Annotated in this window: 17 protein-coding genes; 6 read left to right on the forward strand and 11 right to left on the reverse strand. The window is 63.7% G+C overall.

Annotated features, from left to right (window positions below; all coding sequences use genetic code 11):
• Positions 1–30: 30 nt before the first annotated feature.
• Positions 31–366, forward strand: coding sequence for a glycine zipper domain-containing protein (locus tag ACFOSU_RS19640; protein ID WP_380691673.1), 336 nt, complete (start codon positions 31–33; stop codon positions 364–366).
• 57 nt (positions 367–423) lie between these two features.
• Here the strand turns inward: ACFOSU_RS19640 and ACFOSU_RS19645 are convergent, their stop codons facing one another.
• From ACFOSU_RS19645 to ACFOSU_RS19665, 5 genes are all read right to left on the reverse strand, one after another.
• Positions 424–1062 carry a hypothetical protein gene (locus tag ACFOSU_RS19645; RefSeq protein ID WP_380691674.1) on the reverse strand — a complete coding sequence of 213 codons (639 nt, stop codon included), beginning with the start codon at positions 1060–1062 and terminating at the stop codon, positions 424–426.
• Positions 1063–1170: 108 nt separating this feature from the next.
• Positions 1171–1623 (reverse strand): MarR family winged helix-turn-helix transcriptional regulator, encoded by a 453-nt coding sequence (locus tag ACFOSU_RS19650; RefSeq protein WP_380691676.1) that lies wholly within the window; start codon positions 1621–1623, stop codon positions 1171–1173.
• A gap of 117 nt (positions 1624–1740) precedes the next feature.
• Positions 1741–2730 (reverse strand): LLM class flavin-dependent oxidoreductase, encoded by a 990-nt coding sequence (locus ACFOSU_RS19655; RefSeq protein ID WP_380691677.1) that lies wholly within the window; start codon positions 2728–2730, stop codon positions 1741–1743.
• Positions 2731–2874: 144 nt separating this feature from the next.
• Complete coding sequence (locus ACFOSU_RS19660; protein WP_380691679.1) at positions 2875–3033, reverse strand: YqaE/Pmp3 family membrane protein; 159 nt, start codon at positions 3031–3033, stop codon at positions 2875–2877.
• 122 nt (positions 3034–3155) lie between these two features.
• Positions 3156–4409, reverse strand: coding sequence for an acetamidase/formamidase family protein (locus ACFOSU_RS19665; protein ID WP_380691681.1), 1254 nt, complete (start codon positions 4407–4409; stop codon positions 3156–3158).
• Between the two features lie 363 nt (positions 4410–4772).
• On the opposite strand from ACFOSU_RS19665, the gene ACFOSU_RS19670 reads away from it, so the two are divergent.
• Entirely contained in the window at positions 4773–6428 is a 1656-nt protein-coding gene (locus ACFOSU_RS19670) for a BCCT family transporter (protein WP_380691683.1), read from the forward strand.
• Between the two features lie 146 nt (positions 6429–6574).
• Positions 6575–6907, forward strand: a complete 333-nt coding sequence (locus tag ACFOSU_RS19675; protein WP_380691685.1) for a glycine zipper domain-containing protein — start codon at positions 6575–6577, stop codon at positions 6905–6907.
• An 89-nt stretch (positions 6908–6996) separates the two neighbouring features.
• Here ACFOSU_RS19675 and ACFOSU_RS19680 read toward each other — a convergent pair whose 3' ends face one another.
• From ACFOSU_RS19680 to ACFOSU_RS19700, 5 genes are all read right to left on the reverse strand, one after another.
• Positions 6997–8469: a M23 family metallopeptidase gene (locus ACFOSU_RS19680; protein WP_380691686.1), complete on the reverse strand. Its 1473-nt coding sequence runs from the start codon at positions 8467–8469 to the stop codon at positions 6997–6999.
• 91 nt (positions 8470–8560) lie between these two features.
• Positions 8561–9208, reverse strand: coding sequence for a hypothetical protein (locus tag ACFOSU_RS19685; protein ID WP_380691687.1), 648 nt, complete (start codon positions 9206–9208; stop codon positions 8561–8563).
• A 228-nt stretch (positions 9209–9436) separates the two neighbouring features.
• Positions 9437–10960 carry a DHA2 family efflux MFS transporter permease subunit gene (locus ACFOSU_RS19690; protein ID WP_380691689.1) on the reverse strand — a complete coding sequence of 508 codons (1524 nt, stop codon included), beginning with the start codon at positions 10958–10960 and terminating at the stop codon, positions 9437–9439.
• Positions 10957–12201 (reverse strand): HlyD family secretion protein, encoded by a 1245-nt coding sequence (locus tag ACFOSU_RS19695; protein ID WP_380691690.1) that lies wholly within the window; start codon positions 12199–12201, stop codon positions 10957–10959. Before ACFOSU_RS19695 ends, ACFOSU_RS19690 begins: the two co-directional genes overlap by 4 nt.
• Positions 12202–12214: 13 nt before the next feature.
• Positions 12215–13774 carry an efflux transporter outer membrane subunit gene (locus ACFOSU_RS19700; RefSeq protein ID WP_380691691.1) on the reverse strand — a complete coding sequence of 520 codons (1560 nt, stop codon included), beginning with the start codon at positions 13772–13774 and terminating at the stop codon, positions 12215–12217.
• A 122-nt stretch (positions 13775–13896) separates the two neighbouring features.
• On the opposite strand from ACFOSU_RS19700, the gene ACFOSU_RS19705 reads away from it, so the two are divergent.
• The 3 genes from ACFOSU_RS19705 (at position 13897) to ACFOSU_RS19715 (ending at position 17120) form a co-directional block, all read left to right on the forward strand.
• The gene (locus ACFOSU_RS19705) at positions 13897–14520 is read left to right on the forward strand and encodes a TetR/AcrR family transcriptional regulator (protein WP_380691692.1); all 624 of its coding nucleotides are present in this window, start codon (positions 13897–13899) and stop codon (positions 14518–14520) included.
• A gap of 87 nt (positions 14521–14607) precedes the next feature.
• Entirely contained in the window at positions 14608–16011 is a 1404-nt protein-coding gene (locus tag ACFOSU_RS19710; protein WP_380691693.1) for an APC family permease, read from the forward strand.
• Between the two features lie 98 nt (positions 16012–16109).
• A complete protein-coding gene (locus ACFOSU_RS19715; RefSeq protein WP_380691694.1) occupies positions 16110–17120 on the forward strand; it encodes an SH3 domain-containing protein in 1011 nt (336 codons plus the stop codon).
• A gap of 70 nt (positions 17121–17190) precedes the next feature.
• On the opposite strand, the gene ACFOSU_RS19720 is transcribed toward ACFOSU_RS19715, so the two are convergent.
• Positions 17191–17886: an SDR family oxidoreductase gene (locus tag ACFOSU_RS19720; RefSeq protein ID WP_380691695.1), complete on the reverse strand. Its 696-nt coding sequence runs from the start codon at positions 17884–17886 to the stop codon at positions 17191–17193.

The following is a 17886-nucleotide window of genomic DNA, read 5'->3' on the forward strand; positions in this document are numbered from 1 at the left end:
GGCGTTCGCCACCGACATGGGAGAACAACAATGAACAACCCTGCTATTCATCGCACCATTGCTGCGGCCCTCGTCGCGATGGCGTGCAGTACGCCGGCCCTGGCGCTGGATAATGACACCGTGGATGCCGCCATCGGCGGCGGCTTGGGCGGCGCGGCGGGCGCTGCCGTGGGCAACGAGATCGGCGGCCGCAACGGCGCCATCATCGGCGGCGCCGTGGGCGCGGCCGGCGGCGCGGCCGTCACCACGAACGACGATCATGACGACCATCGCCGCTATCGGGATCATGATCGGGATTATTATGGTCGAGATTACGGTCACGGTAATTTCTGTCCGCCGGGCCAAGCCAAGAAGGGTCGCTGCTAGCTACGACCCCGGCTTGGTATTTGCCGCCCACAACGAATACGTTTGACCGCTCGCGCCTCATAGCTGCTGTTCCAGCCACTCGTTGAGACGTCCCCGCGCGCTCCGCTTGGCCATGCGCTTGGTGGTGGTGGCGACAGGGCGCATGAGTTCGTTGTCTTCGCCGCGTACGATGAATTTGCGCTGGGCGCCGATCACGCCGCCTTCCGGGCCATAGCTGGCGATGACGGTGATCTTGAAGTTCTTGATCTCCAACGATCGAATCGGTTTTTTCTCGTCCGCGTTCAAGTTCTTGTGACGCTTGGCCGTCTGCCGAATCAGGGTTCGGAACGTCCCGAGGTTGATCTGCTCGCCGGCGTTGAGCGGCCCCTGCCGGGTGATGTTCTGCGGCCGGTCATGGCTGTCGCTGGGCTGGGCGCTGTCGAAATCGGTGATCGACTCCGTGTACTCGGACTCGTCGCTGTGGGTGCGGATCGTCATCAGAATACTGTGGATATAGATCGGTTCCTGACTCATGTTGCTGATCAGACACACCGAGTCGACCTGCTGGCCCCAGCCCTGGTTGATCAGGATGCGGGCCTTGCGCTGGCGACGAAAGCTCGCGAACAGCAGGTGTGCATAGAAAAGCCACACGCCGAGGGTTGCGACGCTCGCCAGAAACGACAGCGCCTGCGCGTTTTGATTGATCCATTGCCACATCGGTAGAAGCCTTGTGCACGGTCTGCGTTCGAGGGCGACGCAGTGTGTGCGAAGACACGGGCGTGGGCTATGGGTAGTTCCACCCAGTTCGAATGCAGCGCGCGGCGTCTACCGAAGGGTGTCGGCCAGCTCCATCAGCCGCTCGCGCAGCTGCAGTGCTTCCGGGCGGGTGAGCTCGGTGTGGCAGAGCATGGAATCGTAGATCTCGCTGGACTTGGCGCGCAGATCGCGCCCCTTTTCGGTGAGGAAGATGAGCACGCGACGTTCGTCGTCGCTGTCACGCTCGCGCACCACGAAGCCGGCTTTCTCCATGCGCTTGAGCAGCGGCGTCAGGGTGCCGCTGTCCAGATGCAGCTGCGAGCCGAGTTCGCCAACCGAGCGGGGGGTCTGTTCCCAGAGCACGAGCATGACCAGATACTGGACATAAGTCAGCCCGAGCGGCTCCAGCATCGGCCGGTAAGCCCGGATGATGCGGTGCGTGGCGGTATACAACGAAAAACACAGCTGCTCTTGCAGTCCTGGAAAATGGTCGTCCGCGTTGCTCCGGGAAGGTTCACCCATATTGCTGCCCGTCGTCAAAAATTATATTCGGGCTATTGTGGCCGCTTTTTAATCAAGAGGCCAATAAAAAACGGCTCTTTTACCAGTGTGCACTGTTATAGCTGCCGGCAACACACCCTATGCCATCGCCTGAGCGATCAGTTCGTAGCTCTGCAGACGCTTGGCCGGGTCGTGCAGATTGGACACGATCATGATCTCGTCGGGCTCGGCGTCGGCGATTCGCGCGTTGAGTTGGTCGCGCACGGAATCTGGGCTGCCGATGACATGGCGCGAACGATTTTCCGCGATGGCGTCGCGTTCGACCGCACTGTAGTCGTAGGCCAGCGCCTCTTCCGGTGACGGCAGGGGCAGGAATTCCCCCTTGCGCAGGCGTAGCCACATCAGGTCGACGGTGGCGGCCAGGTATTCGGCCTCCTCGTCGGTCGGCGCGCAAATGGCGGATACGCCGAGAATGGCGTGCGGCTTGTCGAATGCCGCGGATGGCTGGAACGCGCCGCGGTAGCGTCGCAGCGCGGGTTCGGCGGGCATCGGGCTGAAATGACTGGCGAAGCTGTAGCCCATGCCGGCGGCGCCGGCGACATGGGCGCTGGCACCGCTCGAGCCCAGAATCCAGATCGGCGGCAACGCCACGTCGCTCGGGCTTACGCTAACGCCATGAAACGGATGCCCGGGTCGCAGGCTGTTGCGGGACAGCCCGATCATTTCGTTGAGCAGATCGGCGAACTGTTCGCCGGAGCCCGCCCGCAGCGCGCGGCTGGCGCGTGCGTCGGACCCTGGCGCGCGCCCCAGACCGAGATCGATACGCCCCGGATAGAGCGCTTCCAGCGTATGAAAGTTCTCCGCGACCCGCAGCGGCGCGTGATTGGGCAGCATGACGCCGCCGGAGCCGACCCGGATGTGGTCGGTCAGCGCCGCGATGCGCGACAGCAGCACTTCGGGCGCCGAACTGGCGATGGCCGGCATGCTGTGATGCTCGGATATCCAGTAGCGCTTGTAGCCGCAGCGTTCGGCAGTGCGGGCCAGGTCGATACTCGCCCGTACCGCCTGTGAGGCCGGCGTGCCGCTCGGCACCGGGACGAGATCGAGTACGGAAAGATCAGTGCTCATAGTCAATATCCAGGCCTTGGCGAATGCATTTGCCGTATGCCGTCGCTCGCGCCACGTCGGTACGCGCACGGCGACACTCGTGAACTACCCCGATTAGTTGGGTATTCACGGCGTCTTTTGCAAACGCGATCCGGCATGGGCTTGTCAGCGGGTGACGATGATGTAGACAGCGTGGATCACGCCCGGGATATAGCCGAGCAGGGTGAGCAGTATGTTGACCCAGAACTGCAGGCCGATGCCGACCTGGAGGAAAACACCCAGCGGGGGAATCAGAATCGACAGCAGAATGCGAATGACGTCCATGAAAAATCCGTGTTGGAGTAGTGACAATGACGTCATGCTACGCCACCGGGTAAAGCCGGTTGCTGAACAGCAGAAAAAACCGGCCGCCTCAGCAGCGACCGGCTTTTGTCCAGGCCTCGAGGCTATTCGGCCTGGACGGCGGGCTGGTCCACGGCGTCGAAATCGGCGAAGTCGGACTTGCGGATCAGGGCGTGGATGCCCTTGGTCTTGTCGACCACCTGCGAGACCTCGAAATCGGTCGCCGCGCTCAGATAAGCCAGTGCCACGGACTCGTCGATGCCATATTCGGCGTGCAGGAAGCGGATCGATTCGCGTACCGCGTCCTTCATTGCCATGTCCAGATCCGGATCGAGTCCGACCGTGATCCAGTAGTCGTCCGTCTCCCCGAGCAGTTTGTCGATGCGGCCGCCGGGCAACGCATCCTTGCCGCTCTTGAGCAGGGTCAGCTTGAGCGTGGCGCGCAGCGAGCCCTCCAGCGCGGTCAGCGCGACCTCACCGTCGCCCTGGGCGAAATGACTGTCGCCGGTATAGAACATCGCCCCGGGCACCGCGACCGGATAGTAGACCGTGCTGCCCACGCCGACGTCGTTGATATCGGCATTGCCGCCCACGCGCATCGGCGGTACCGAATTCACTTTCTCGGCGGTGTCGGGGGCGACGCCCATGATGCCCATGAACGGGTGCAGTTCGAATCGGATGCGGCGACCGTTGCCGCCGTCGAGCATGCCGTACCAGTGATCGCCGTCCTGCTCGATCGGCGTGAACAGCGACACATTGCCGTAGCGCTCGGGATGGGCGGTATCGGGATTGGGCTGTGCTTCGGTCCTGGGATATTCACCCGGGAGTGCGCCCTTGCCGTGTCGGTTGGAGATGACGCCGTAGGGCACGCGGGGTTCGAGTTTGACCACCTCGACCTTGAGTACGTCACCCGGCTCGGCACCTTCGACGGCGACCGGACCGGTGACGATATGTGGGCCATCGCCGGCGAAATCATGCGCCATGTCGGAGCCCGTGATGGCGATGGCGTCGTCGAGGACCTTATCCTCGGCCACGCCCTTGCTGGCGAAATAGGCGACCGGGTCGCGGCCCTGGTCCTCGAGGATGCCCTCATGGGAGATCGTGTCGAAGGTGACCGTGCTGCCCGACGGCACCGTCAGCACGGGTTTTGCACGATTATTGGGCAGATAGCCCCATTGCACGGTCCGGGTCGTCGACGGCACGTAGAAATTGCCGTCGTAGGCGCCGCTGCTCATCTTCTGCGGTGCCGGCGCCAGCGGTTGCAGGACATGGAAATCGCCATTGTCGGCGGGCGTGGCGGCAAAGCCGAGGTTGCAGACAAAAGCGAACGCAGTAGCGCCGGCCATGAGTCGAAGCATTGATGAATCCGTCGAATGTGAAATGGACTGCTAGCCATCAAGCAAGAGTCGCGCCACTCGAACCGGGGCAGAGGATTGCAGCGTCGGTGCGCAGGTGCCAGGCCGCCTGTATTGTTCGTGTCAACGTATTTGCCGGTATTGCGGATGGCATCCGGCAGGCGCGAGAATAGCGCGGCATGCCCGCCCGTGCTGGACAACCTGTATGGCGCAGCTATGCCAGGGTTTGCGGCAGCCCGGGCAAACTGCTAGTAATTTAAATAACGCTCGCTCATCGCATTGCTTGAGCGAGCGCGTTCCGGCCGGGGCAACTGACCACGCCGAACGCTTCTGTCGTATTTCCCTGGGGGTCGTTTGAGTAACCTAATGTCACGTAGCCAACGCGTATATGTTGGTTCCGCGGTGGTCATCGTCGCGATTGTCGTAATCGGGGCATCCATGCCCGAGGCATTCGGCAACTTCGCCAATAATGCACTCGATTCTGTTGCGCACTACTTCGGATGGCTGTATCTGATCTCGGTGTTCGGATTCGTCATCTTTCTGATCGGCCTGTCCATGAGCCGGTACGGCAAGATCCGGCTGGGCGACCCCTACAGCCAGCCCGAGTACAGTTTCTTCTCGTGGGTCAGCATGCTGCTCGCGGCCGGTTTCGGCGTGGGGCTGGTCTTCTACGGGCTGGCCGAGCCAGTGCTGCATTACCTGAAACCGCCCTACAACGATCTGCAGGGCTCGACGGCCGAGTCGGCACGTTATGCGATTCAATACAGCTTCTTTCACTGGGGCGTGAGCCAGTGGGCGGGGTTCTCGATCGTCGGCCTGATCATCGCCTACTTTCAGTTTCGCAAGAAGGAATCGGGGCTGGTGTCGACGGTGCTGGCGCCGATGACCGACAAACTGCCGAAATCGGCGCGTCAGCCCACCAGCGATGCCCTCAACATCTTCGCTGTGGTGGCGACGGTCATGGGCGTGGCGACATCGCTGGGCCTTGGCGTTCTGCAGATCAACGGCGGCCTCAACCAGTTGTTCGGGGTGCCGGATTCCACGCTCTGGAAATTCATCATCCTGGCGATCATGTGCGTGTGCTATACGGCCTCGAGTTATTCCGGGCTCGACAAGGGCATCCAGTATCTATCCAACATCAACATGGCGCTCTGCCTCGGCCTGATGGCCTGGGTGCTGATCACCGGCCCGACGATATTCATCCTCAATACCATCGTGGTGGGCGTGGGTGACTATCTGCAGAACTTCATCGCCATGAGTCTGCGCATGGAGCCGTTCAAGGACACAGGCGAGAACTGGATATCGTCCTGGACCGTGTTCTACTGGGCCTGGGTAATCGCCTGGTCGCCGTTCGTGGGTACGTTCGTGGCGCGTATCTCCAAGGGCCGTACCATCCGTGAATATGTGATGGGCGTGCTCATCGTTCCGCCGTTGCTGGCCTGTGGCTTCATCGGCGTGTTCGGCGGCGCGGCCCTGCATATGGAACTCTACGGCGACGCGGCCGGCACCCTGACCGCCGCCGTCGACAACAACATCACCTCGGCGCTGTTCACCTTCTTCGAGATGATGCCGTTCAGCACCGTGCTGTCGTTGCTGGCCATGTCACTGATCTTCGTGTTCCTGGTGACTTCGGCCGACTCGGCATCGTACATCGTCGCCCAGATGACCGACGAAGGCTCGCTGGAGCCGCCGCTCTACAAGCGGTTGTCCTGGGGGCTGATGATATCGGCGATCTGTCTGACGTTGATCGTGGCCGGGGGGCTCAAGGGGCTGCAGACCGGCTCGCTGCTGGCGGCGTTGCCATTTCTGGTGATTCTCTACTGCATGATCTTCGTGCTGGTCGGGGAGTTGAAGGAAGACCGGCGGCGCATGCTGCTCGACCTGCACCGGAAGTACGAGTCCAAGCCGGTGGGTGCGGACGCATTCGAGGCGCGCGATATCTTCCACAACAAATGGGATGAGGACGACGACGATATCGAGGACGCCGATTACGAAGGCACCCGGGCGTCATCATCTGCTTGAGTCGGGCAGGGTAGCGTCGATCACAACCGCGCCGGTTTCGACCGGCGCGGTTTTTTTATGCGGGGTTAAGCGACAGTTCACGCAATCTGCCTATATTGGTGCCATCGAATCAATGGCATAACCAACAAACGAGTCAGGAGAAAGCGATGAACAGGAAACTCACAGTCTTCACCGCCGCTATCGCCTTGAGCGCGGCCAGCTCCGTGAGCATGGCCGGCGACACGCTGAATTCGGCGATCGGTGGCGGTCTGGGTGGCGCGGCTGGCGCCTACGTCGGTCAGGTGCTCGGCGGCGGCACCGGTGCGGTCATCGGCGGTGGCCTGGGTGGTGCGGGCGGCGCTGTGCTGGCCGACAACTACAACGACCATGACAGAGACCGGAGCTACCGCCACGATGATCGTCGCCACTATCGTGACAACGACCGCGGTCACGGCAAATGGCGCAAGCACGGCCATCGCAACAAGCACCGCCACCACTGATCACAGTCCCGGCCGTGTTCGCTTGCGGCCGCAGACAAAGCAGAAAAAGCCGCGTGACTCGAGTCGCGCGGCTTTTTTACTGGTGGCTTTTACCCCGCGGCCACTACGCAGAACAGATCGGTGAGCGAGTGATGGTCGCGAGCGCTGGCGGGCGCGAGCGCGAGCGCGGCGTTGACGGCGCTGGCACGATTGCAGTTGCTGGAACGGATCGAGTTGGCCGTCGAGGCGATCAGTGTGTTCTGGATGCCCGGTACCGCATCGAGTTGGGCCAGCAGCGGATGAATACGGCTGGTGAATACCGCCAGGCGCCGCGCCGATAGCGGATGCCCTTCGGGCAGGGACATGGTCAGCGGATTATGGGCAACGCCGTCCTTGCGTATCTCGAAATGAAGATGTGGCCCGGTGGCTTCGCCGGTCGAGCCGACATAGCCGATGACCTCTCCCTTGCGGATCCGTTCGCCGTCGTGCATGCCCTTGACGAACTTGTACATGTGGCCGTAACGGGTCGAGTAGCCGTCGAAATGCTGGAGTTCGACCAGCTTGCCGTAACCGTGCTTGCGGCCCACGAACTTGACCGTGCCGTTGGCCGCGGCCCGGATCGGCGTGCCACGCGGTGCAGCCATGTCGACCCCCCAGTGCGGGCGCCGAATATGCAGGATCGGATGCATGCGGTTGGGGTCGAACGGCGAGCTGATACGCGAATAGTTCACCGGATGACGCGAAAACGATGGCTCGTAGGAGCCGCCTTTCAGATCGTAGTAACCGGGCCGCCCCTGATCGTCGAGCGCGCGAAACGCCTTCAGACTGCGACCGCCGGTGGTGATGCTGGCGGCGATGATCGGGCCCGCCTCGACGCGGACATCGCCGGCGAATTCGGCGTCGTAGATCACCGAGAATCGATCGCCGGGGTGCATGTTGCGCGACAGATTGGCGCGGTAACGATAGATATGGGCCAGTTCCGTGGCGACCCGGGCCGGGATGCCGGCCTGGGCGAGCGAGCGCGACAGCGAGCCATCGACCGTGCCACTCGCGGTGATCCGACGGGTCTGGCTGTCCTGATGCAGGATATCGGCGCGCAGCGTGTCGGTCTTGCCGCCGGAGGTGACATCGCGGCTGACCGCGAGCGTATCGACCGCATCGAGACGGTAGCGCAGATCGGACAGACGCCCGTCCGGGGTCTTGCGTATTGCCAGGGTCTCGCCTGCCTTGAGTGTCTTCAGGGGGGCGACCTTGTCGCCCAACGCCAGCAGCGCGATCCATTCCTTTGCGCGGAGCCCCGCCCGCTGGAATACTCTGGAGAGCGAATCGCCGGGGGTTACCGTGATCTCACGCCAGGGCGTGATCTGGGGAGAGGAGAACAGGTCCTGGGCGCCTGCGCTGGGGGGCGCGGTGTCGTTGAACGCGGCGTGTTCGGGTGCCGTATTGCCCGGGCTCTGAATCTGCGTCTGGCTGCGCGATGCGGCGTGGGTGGCAGGCGTATTGGCGTCCGCAGCCAGACACACAAACAGACCCATCCCAATCGCGCCGACCGTGCCGGCACGCATCAAACTGTAGCAACGCATTCATTACCCTCGAGATTTTGCTTTCGCAAAAAATCCGGCGGACCGCCAAAGTGCGTTGGACACGACCCTGGCGGTAAAAGTTTCGTCATATTCAGTGAAAGACATGGACGACGACGTCGAGCGTGACCACCAGCGCGGCTCCCGCGCCCGCCGCCGCCAATGCACGTCCGCGCCCGAATGATCCGGCTCGCGACGACCAGGGTAGGTGAGCGAGATAGACAGCGCCAACGGCCAGAAACAGGCCGCTTGCCAGTCCGAACAGAAGACCGTGGGGCAGCACGAGGCGAGTAGGCCAGAGCGCGATCGGCAGGCTGGCCAGCCCCACCGCGCAGGCGGGCAGGGCCACGGCGAGACTCGAACGGCCGTCATCGCGCAGGGCGCGCGCCAGCGCGTATCCGGCCGGCAGCTTGTGCGCCACGATCGCCAGCGCAAGGGCGAGTCCCAGTGCCGGCATGGCCGTATACACGACACCGAGCACCAGCCCGGCGGTCAACGCGTGCAGGCACAGCGCGCTCAGCATCGACCGGTGCAAGGATGCCCCCGAAGCGCGATGCAGCAGCAGCCCGACGATCAGCCCGCCAACCAGGCCGGCGCCGCCGCTTGCCGGGTGGCCGGCAAACGCATTGGGGATGACATACAGAGCCGCACTCGCGAGCAGCACGCCCGCGGCCAGGGCATCGTAGATGACAGTGGCCGGGCGCAACTGGGTACGTACCGCGAGCCAGGCGCCGAGGCCCATCGCCGCGGCCTGGAGCGCGGTCAGGCCGGCGAGCGCCAGCAGTCCGTGGGCCAGCGCGAGCAGGGTGAGCGCACACCAGGCAAAGACAACGGCCGCGGACGTGGCGTAGAGGGCCTGATCCGGTCGGGTCAGGCCCGTGCTGGCGGAGTGATGAGGAATGAGCCGCTCGGTGACGATTGACGATCCGTTATATTATAACAAAACATCGATCGTTGCATCCAGGCCGGCCTACTGGTTGGGTCGGGAAAACCAGATCAGCACCGTCAAGCCGATGAAGACGCAGCCGGCCAGGAAATACATCTCGTTGAGCCCGATCATGAACGACTGCTTCAATATCTCCTCGGCCAGCGCGCCGTAGGACTGCTGCTGGCTCATGCCCTGCGCCTGGGCCTGGGTCAGCCACTGCTGGGTGAGAACGTCCGATGCGCCGGTATGCGTGCTCAGGACATGGTCATGATAGGCCTGACGGCGATCCCAGAGGGTCACGCTCAGTGACGTGCCGAAACTCAGCGCGATCAGGCGCATGAAGTTGAACAGCCCGGATGCGCTGGCGACCTTGTTGGAGGGCAGTCCGCTCAGCGACAGCGTGATCAGCGGAATGAAGAAACAGGCCAGGCCGATGCCCCAGGGCAGGCGGGTCAGGAACAGGCGCTGGAAGCTGATTTCGGTATTCGCATCGGCCTTGATAAACGACAACAACGCGAACAGCAGCATGCCGAAGGTGACGATGAAGCGGATATCGATCTTGTCGGTCAGGCGGCCCACGATGGGCGAGAAGATCGCGCCCATCAGCCCCAGCGAAGCGGTGGTGATACCGGCCCAGGTCGGGGTATAGCCCTGCTCGTTCTGCAGCCACAGCGGCAGCAGGACCACGCCAGCAAAATAAGTCATGAAGCCGAGGGTCACGCACAGCGTGGCGACGGTGAAGTTGCGGCGCCCGAACAGCTTGAGGTCGACGACCGGATTGTCGTCGGTGAGTTCCCAGACCACGAAGAACGACAGGAATACCGTCGCCGTGACCGCCAGAATCACGATGAACTGGGACTGGAACCAGGCCTCGTCGTTGCCCTTGTCGAGCATCACCTGCAGTGCGCCCACGCCCACGATCAGCAGCGCCAGTCCGATCAGGTCGAGCGGCAGGCGTTCGGTCTCGGTCTCGCGGTTGCGCAGAACGAACCAGGTGCCGGCAGCGGCGAATATGCCCACCGGCACGTTGATGTAGAAGATCCACGACCAACTGATGTTGTCGGTGATCCAGCCGCCGAGTATCGGCCCCGCGACCGGTCCGACTACCGCGGTCATGCCCCAGATGCCGTTGGCGAACCCGCGTTTCTCGGGCGGGTAGTTGACCAGCAGCAGGCTCTGCGACAGCGGAATCATCGGGCCCGCGACCACGCCCTGGGCGGCGCGCATCACCAGCAGCATCACGAACGATCCCGAAATGCCGCACAGGAACGAGAACAGCGTGAACAGCACCGTGCACCAGATGAACAGCTTCACCTCGCCCACGCGCTTGGCCATCCAGCCGGACACCGGCACCGCGATGGCGTTGGCCACCGCGAACGATGTGATCACCCAGGTGCCCTGACTGGTGGACACGCCCAGATTGCCGGCGATCGTGGGAATCGACACGTTCGCGATCGACACGTCGAGCACGTTCATGAACACCGCGAGTGCCAGACTCAGGGTCACCAGTACCAGCGCCCCCGTCGATAGCGGCGGGCGCTCCTGCTCGCCTTGCGCTGCGCTCATGACTGCGGCGAAAGACGACCGATGGTGGCGTTGGAGGCCTCCGGCTGGGTGTCGGGATCACCGTCGTTGACCGCGATGATCCGATCGATGATGCGCTGCGCGCCGTCCTCGCGCTGGCGATAGACATCGGTCTGGTAGCGGGCTTTCTTCGGGGCCTCGGCGGCCAGCTGCTTGCCGCTGGTGTCGTGCAGATCCACGCTCACATCCATCGACAGACCCAGCCGCAGCGGGTGTTTCTCGAGATCGTCGGTATCCAGCACGATGCGTACCGGCAGGCGGCGCACGATCTTGATCCAGTTGCCGGAGGCGTTCTGAGGTGGCAACAGTTCGAAGGCAGCGCCGGTGCCCGGGCTCAGCCCCGCCACATGGCCGTGATAGACCACGTCGTCACCGTAGAAATCGGCGGTTACCCGGGCTGGCTGGCCGATACGCATGGCGGCGAGCTGGGTTTCCTTGAAATTGGCGTTGATCCAGACCTGGTCGACCGGCACGATCGACAGCATCGGCTTGCTCGGATCGACCTTCTGGCCGAGTTGCACGTCGCGCTGGGCGATATAGCCGCCCACCGGCGCCGGCACCCGGCTGCGGCGCACGTCGAGATAGGCCGCGCGCAGGGCGCTGGCTGCCTGCTGCACCCGCGGATGATCGCGCAGGGTGGTGCCATCCTTCTGGGCCTTGATCTCGTTCAGGCGCGAGCGCGCGGCGTTGAGCTGCGACTGTGCCTGGTTGTAGGCCGAGCGGCTGTGCTCGAAGGATTGTTGGGTGGTGGCATGGACCTTGAGCAGACGCGAATCACGCTGATAGTCGCGGCGGGCCTGATCGAGCTCGGTCTCGCGCAGCTTGATGGTCGCTTCCTGTTCGCCGGCCTGGGCGAACAGCTGGTGCACGTCGCGCACGGCGGCGGCCAGAGCCGCGCTCGCCTGCACCAGGCGATTGTCGACATCGGTATCGTCGAGTTCGATGACGGTGTCGCCGGCATGCACGCGATCGGTGTCATCGGCGTGAATGGCGGTGACCGTGCCGGCGCGCTGCGGCGTGAGCATGATGCGGTTGCCGTGCACGTAGGCGTCGTTGGTCTCGGCGTAGAACTGGGCGACCAGAAAATAGTACAGGCCGTAGGCCACCGCGATGATCAGGAACACCGCGGCCAGACCAATCAGATACCACTTGCGGCGGCCGTTCTTCCGGGGCTTGGCGGCCGGCTCGCCGGCAGCAGGTGACGAAGCGGGTGAATCTGCCATAAAAAGATCCTGGTTATTCGCTGCGGGCGTCGGCGGTGCGCGCCGGTGCCGGGTCTGCCAGCGGGGAAGTGCCCGCGTTCCACCAGCCACCGCCCAGCGCGCGGAACAGATCGGCGCTGTCGCGATAGCGGGTGACGCGTGCATCGGTCGCGTCCAGCAGGGTCTGCTGGTACTGCTGTTCGGCGGTATACAGACCGATGTAGTCGGCGGCGCCGTTATTCACCTGCGCCTGGACGGTATCGAGATTGTTGCGTGCCTCGTCGACCGCGATCTGTTGATCGCGCAGCGCGCGGGCATCGGATTCGAGCGAGCGCAGACTGTTGGCCACTTCGCCGAACGCCGACAGCGCGGTGGCGCGGTAATCGGCCAGGGCGGCAACATAGTCATCCTGCGCGGCGCGTTTCTGGGCGCGCAGGCGCCCGCCGGCGAAGATCGGGGCGCTCACGGAGGCGCCGAGTTCGTAGAGTGCGTTCATCGGGTTGGTCAGATCGCCCAGGGTCAGGCCCTCACGGCTGTAATAGCCGTCGATCGAGAAATCCGGCAGCAGGTTGGCCGTGGCCACACCGATCTGGGCGCTGGCCGCATGTACCAGGCTCTCGGCGGCCAGAATATCGGGGCGCTGGCGTACCAGGGCGCTGGGTATGCTCACCGGCAACGATGCCGGCAGCTGCAGTTCGTCGAGCGAGAACTGCGGGTCCTGGAAATGGCCGGGCGTAGCACCCACCAGCGTCGCCAGCCGATTGACGGCGACCGCGCGCTGTTTCTTCAACGGTTCCAATGAGGCGCGGGTGCGTGCCAGTCGGGTACGAATCTGCGAGGCGTCGGCGTCGATGGCGGTCCCGTACTGGACTTGTTTGGCGACGATGTCGAGCGTGTGCTGCTGGCTGTCGGCAATCTTCCGGGTGACATCGATGGCCGCGTTAAGGCCGGCCTCGGCGATGGCGGTGGCGACGATGTTGTTGACCAGCGTCACGTAGGTATCGAGTACCCGGTAACGGGTGAAATCCAGCTCGGCCGCGCTTTGTTCGATCCGCCGGCGCGTCTTGCCGAATATGTCCAGGTCGTAGCTGGCGCTGATCCGGCCCTGATACAGATTGAACACGTTGATGAACATCGGATCGTCGATGCCCAGATCGATACCGCTGGCGCGTCGGCGCGATACGCCCGCGGTAGCGCCGATCTGCGGAAACAGCGCGCCTTCGCGAGCATTGACGGCCTCACGCGCCGACTCGAGACGTGCCCGGCCCGCGGCCAGCGTGGGGCTGTCGGCCAGGGCTTGCTGGATGAGGGCGTCGAGCCGAGCGGAGCCGAATATCCGGTACCAGTCGGCACGCACCTTGCCGGCACGATCGAACATCTGCTGCGACAGGCGAGCGCTCGGGGCGCTATCACCGATGGTCGCGTCGGTGGCGGCGTAGGCGTCGTCGTCGGGCGCGGCGGGGCGCTGGAAGTCGGGGCCCACGGCGCAGCCCGTCAGCACCAACAGCGCGCTCGCGAGCACGGCCGCTGCCGTCGCGCGACGGGCGCCCGCGCCGTGCCGGGCGAAAAAGAAAGCGTTGACGAGCGATGTCATGGCGGGTGGCGGTCGAGTGGTACGGACTGAACTGTACGGTTCAGTTCAGTTGCGGTAATGTAGATGCAACTAGCAGTAATTGTCAAATACACACGAGGCGCCCGCTGCGTCCAGGGGAGAGCATGAGCCAGGCGAGTGATCACGACGTGGATGCCAGGCCTGGCAAGGCCGAGTTGATACTGAATGCGGCCAAGCGTCTGTTCATCGAACACGGCTTTGGCGCGACCAGCATGGATGCCATCGCGGCCGAGGCGGGCGTGTCCAAGGTCACCGTGTATGCGCATTACAACAACAAGCAGGCGTTGTTTGCGGCGACCACCCGGCGCGAATGCCGGCGCGTGACCACGCGCATGGCGATCGCATGCGAGGTGGATGAACTGCCGCTGGATCGTGCGCTCGCACGGATCGCGGCGTCCTTTATTGACGCGGTGTTCGCGCCCGAAAGTCTGGCCCTGCTGCGCATGGTGCTGGCCGACGTGTCTCGTTTCCCCGAACTCGGCGCGATTTTCTACGACTCCGCCCCCGGCCTCACGCTCGCCAGCGTGGCCGATTACTTCGAGCGCATGCGTGAGCTCGGCCTGATCGAGGCCCATGACTGTGAACTGGCCGCTGCCCAGTTTCTGGGCACATTACGGGGTGACCTGCACCTGCGTGCCTTGCTGGGGCAGTCGGTATCCGCCGACCGGCTCGAGGCGATGGCCGCCGAGGCGGTTCAGACTTTTGTCGCTCGTTACGCCCGCCGATGACAGTGATAGGATTTGAAAACGCTTGTTGCTGAATCAGATATCTGGCCGGGTTTTTTCATTCCGAGTCTAATACCGGGGGGCGGCGATATGACGACGGGCACCGAAACCGCGCGGTTCGTGCGCGTGCTTGCGCGCAAGGATGTTCTGGCACTGGCCTTCGGGGCGATGATCGGCTGGGGCTGGATCGTGCTCACCGGCACCTGGATTCTGTCCGCCGGCAGCCTCGGCGCCGTGAGTGCGTTTCTGATCGGCGGGGTGGCCATCATCCTCGTCGGGCTGACCTATGCCGAACTGGCGGCCGCCATGCCGCAGGCCGGCGGCGAGCATGTCTACAGCTATCGCGGCCTGGGCCACCTGGCGTCGTTTGTCTGTACCTGGGCGATCGTGCTCGGCTACATGACGGTCGTGTCCTTCGAGGCGGTGGCACTGCCGACCGTGGTCGAAAACATCTTTCCCGGATACAGCGTCGGCCATCTGTGGACGGTCGCCGGCTGGAACGTGGAGGCGACCTGGGTTGCCGTGGGCGTACTCGGTTCGTTGTTCATGATGTGGGTCAACTACATCGGCATCCGTACCGCCGCACTGTTGCAGAAACTGGTGACCGCGCTGATCGTGGTGGTCGGGCTGATGTTCATCACCGGGGCCCTGTTTACCGGCAGCGGTACCAATCTCGAGCCGCTGTTCACCGGTGAAGCCACCGTGGCCGGCGGCATTCTGAGCGTTCTGGTGATGGTGCCGTTCATGTTCGTGGGTTTCGACGTGATTCCGCAGGCAGCCGAGGAAATCGATCTGCCGCATCGCGAGATCGGGCGCCTGCTGGTGTTTTCCGTGCTGCTCGCGGTGGCCTGGTATGCGGCCATCATCTTCGGTACCGGCTACGTGCTCGGAGCCGACGGTATCGATCCCGATTCGCTCGCCGTACCCGATGCCATGGCCGCCGCATTTTCCAGCAACTGGGCGGGCAAGCTCATGGTGCTGGCCGGCATGGCCGGTATCATCACCAGCTGGAATGCGTTCTATATCGGCGGGTCACGCGCGATCTACGCGCTCGCCAAGGCCGACATGTTGCCGCGCGTATTCGCCGAACTGCATCCGCGTTACAACACACCCGCGAACGCAATCATCCTGATCGGTGTGGTGACGTCGATCGCACCGTTTCTCGGGCGCAGCGCGATGGTCTGGCTGGTCGACGCCGGCGGTCTCGGCATCGTGCTGGCCTATCTGTTCGTGGCCGCCTCGTTCGTGGTGCTGCGCTACCGTGAGCCGGATATGAATCGTCCGTTCGTGGTGCCGGCGGGCAAGATCGTCGGCATCGTGGCCACGGTGCTGTCGTTCGCGCTCGTACTGCTGTATCTGCCCGGCAGTCCATCGGCACTGCTGCCCGTGGAATGGCTTATATTCGGTCTCTGGATGGTCGGCGGCGGCATCATGTATGTCTGGGCACGTGTACGCTACGGCGTCGCCGCGGCTCACCACATGGATGCGCTGTAGGACCGAGGCAGATCAGATAGTCTGGCGGCGGATTTTGGATAGACATTTTCGGGTTGAGACAAGCGCGGCAGCCGTATGCCGCAACGCAAGGATCTAGCATGAAAAAAACAGCGATTGCACGTGCTTTCGTGATGGCCGCGGCGTTGTCTGCCGTGTCCTTTGTCGCGGTTGCCCAGCAGCGGCCGACCAGTGAAGAGGCGGCCAAGGTGCTCAAGAGCGCCAAGCCTTTGGCCGAGGAAGGCAACGCCAACGCGCAGTACAACATGGGCGTGCTCTACGACGAGGGGTACGGGGTGGAGCGCAATTACGCCGCCGCGCGATCCTGGTACGAAAAAGCGGCTGCGCAGAATTACGCCAAGGCCGAGCACAATCTCGGCATCATGTATCAGGAAGGGCATGGCGTGCCCGCCGACGCGGCCAAGGCGGCGGAGTGGTTCGAGCGTGCCGCCGAGCACGGTGAACCCGCGGCACAGAACAATCTGGCGGTCATGTATGTACGCGGGCAGGGCAAGCCACAGGATCTGGGCAAGGCCGCGTTATGGGCGGCGCGCGCCGCCGAGGCAGGCAACGAGTCGGCCATCTCCAATCTGCCGCAGATTGCACAGAATCTGCCGCGCTCGCGCATCGACGGCGACAACGTCAATATTCGTTCCGAGCCGAGCACCAGCGGGCGTGTCCTGCGGCAGGCCGATCGCAATACCCAGGTCACGGTACTGGATACACGCGATGACTGGGCCGAAGTGCTCTTCCCCAAGGACTACACGGTCGGCTGGGTGGCCGGCTTTCTGCTGGCCGGCAGCTCGGCGCCGCTGCAATCCGATAGCGCCGCGTCGGATACATCATCGACCGGCGGTGATGTCGCGGACATGGCGGCGGCCGCCACCGACGACGAGACGCCGCCCGCAGCCGAACCGACGCCGGAAAAGGCCATGCATATCGATGGCAGCGTGGTGAATATCCGGGCCCGCCCGACCACGAACGCCGATGTGCTGTTCCAGGCCCGCCAGGACGATCCGGTCAACGTGATCGACAGCGCCAACGACTGGAGTCAGGTGCGTTTCCCGGACGGCCGCACGGGCTGGGTTGCCAGCTTCCTGCTCGCCGAATAGTCCTCACGTCGGGAGCAGACATGAAAAACCCGGCCGCGGCCGGGTTTTTCCATATCAGGTGGCTGATCGGTCAGTCGTCGATTCGAGGTGTCGGCCGGACCAGAATCTCGTTGACATCCACACCGGCCGGCTGCGAGAGCGAAAACAATACGGCGCGTGCAATATCGTCGTCGTTCAGCGCATGCTCGGGATGCTCGTCGAAAAACGGTGTGTCCACCATGCCCGGTTCGATCAGCGTGACCCGGATACCGGTGCCACGCAATTCCTCGCGCACACCGTAACCGATGGCCGACACGGCCCATTTGGTCGCGCTGTACATCGATCCGGGAATCGTTGCGCGACCCGCGGCCGAGCCGGTGATCAACAGATGGCCACGGCTTTGCTTGAGCGCATCGCCGCACGCCTGGATGGTCAGACCCACGCCATAGACATTGGTGAGGATCATGTCTTTCCAGACGTCGCTGTCGGCGCCGCAGAAGCCGCCCGGCTTGCCGCCGATACCGGCATTGGCGAAGACCGCGTCGATCTGGCCGAAGTGGGCGAGCGCCGCTGCGACCATGGCCTGCTGCGACTCCTTGTCGGTGACATCGCAGCGTACGGCCAGTGCCTGGCGGCTACCGCCCAATGCCTGGACCAGTGCGTCGAGCTTGTCGACCGAACGCGCGGCGAGCACCACGCGATAGCCCTGTTCGACAGCGAGTCGAGCAGAGGCCGCACCGATGCCGCTGGAGGCGCCGGTAATCAGGAGAACGGGTTGATCGCTCAT

This window comes from Salinisphaera aquimarina, from assembly GCF_042643355.1.
GTDB classification, from domain to species: domain Bacteria; phylum Pseudomonadota; class Gammaproteobacteria; order Nevskiales; family Salinisphaeraceae; genus Salinisphaera; species Salinisphaera aquimarina.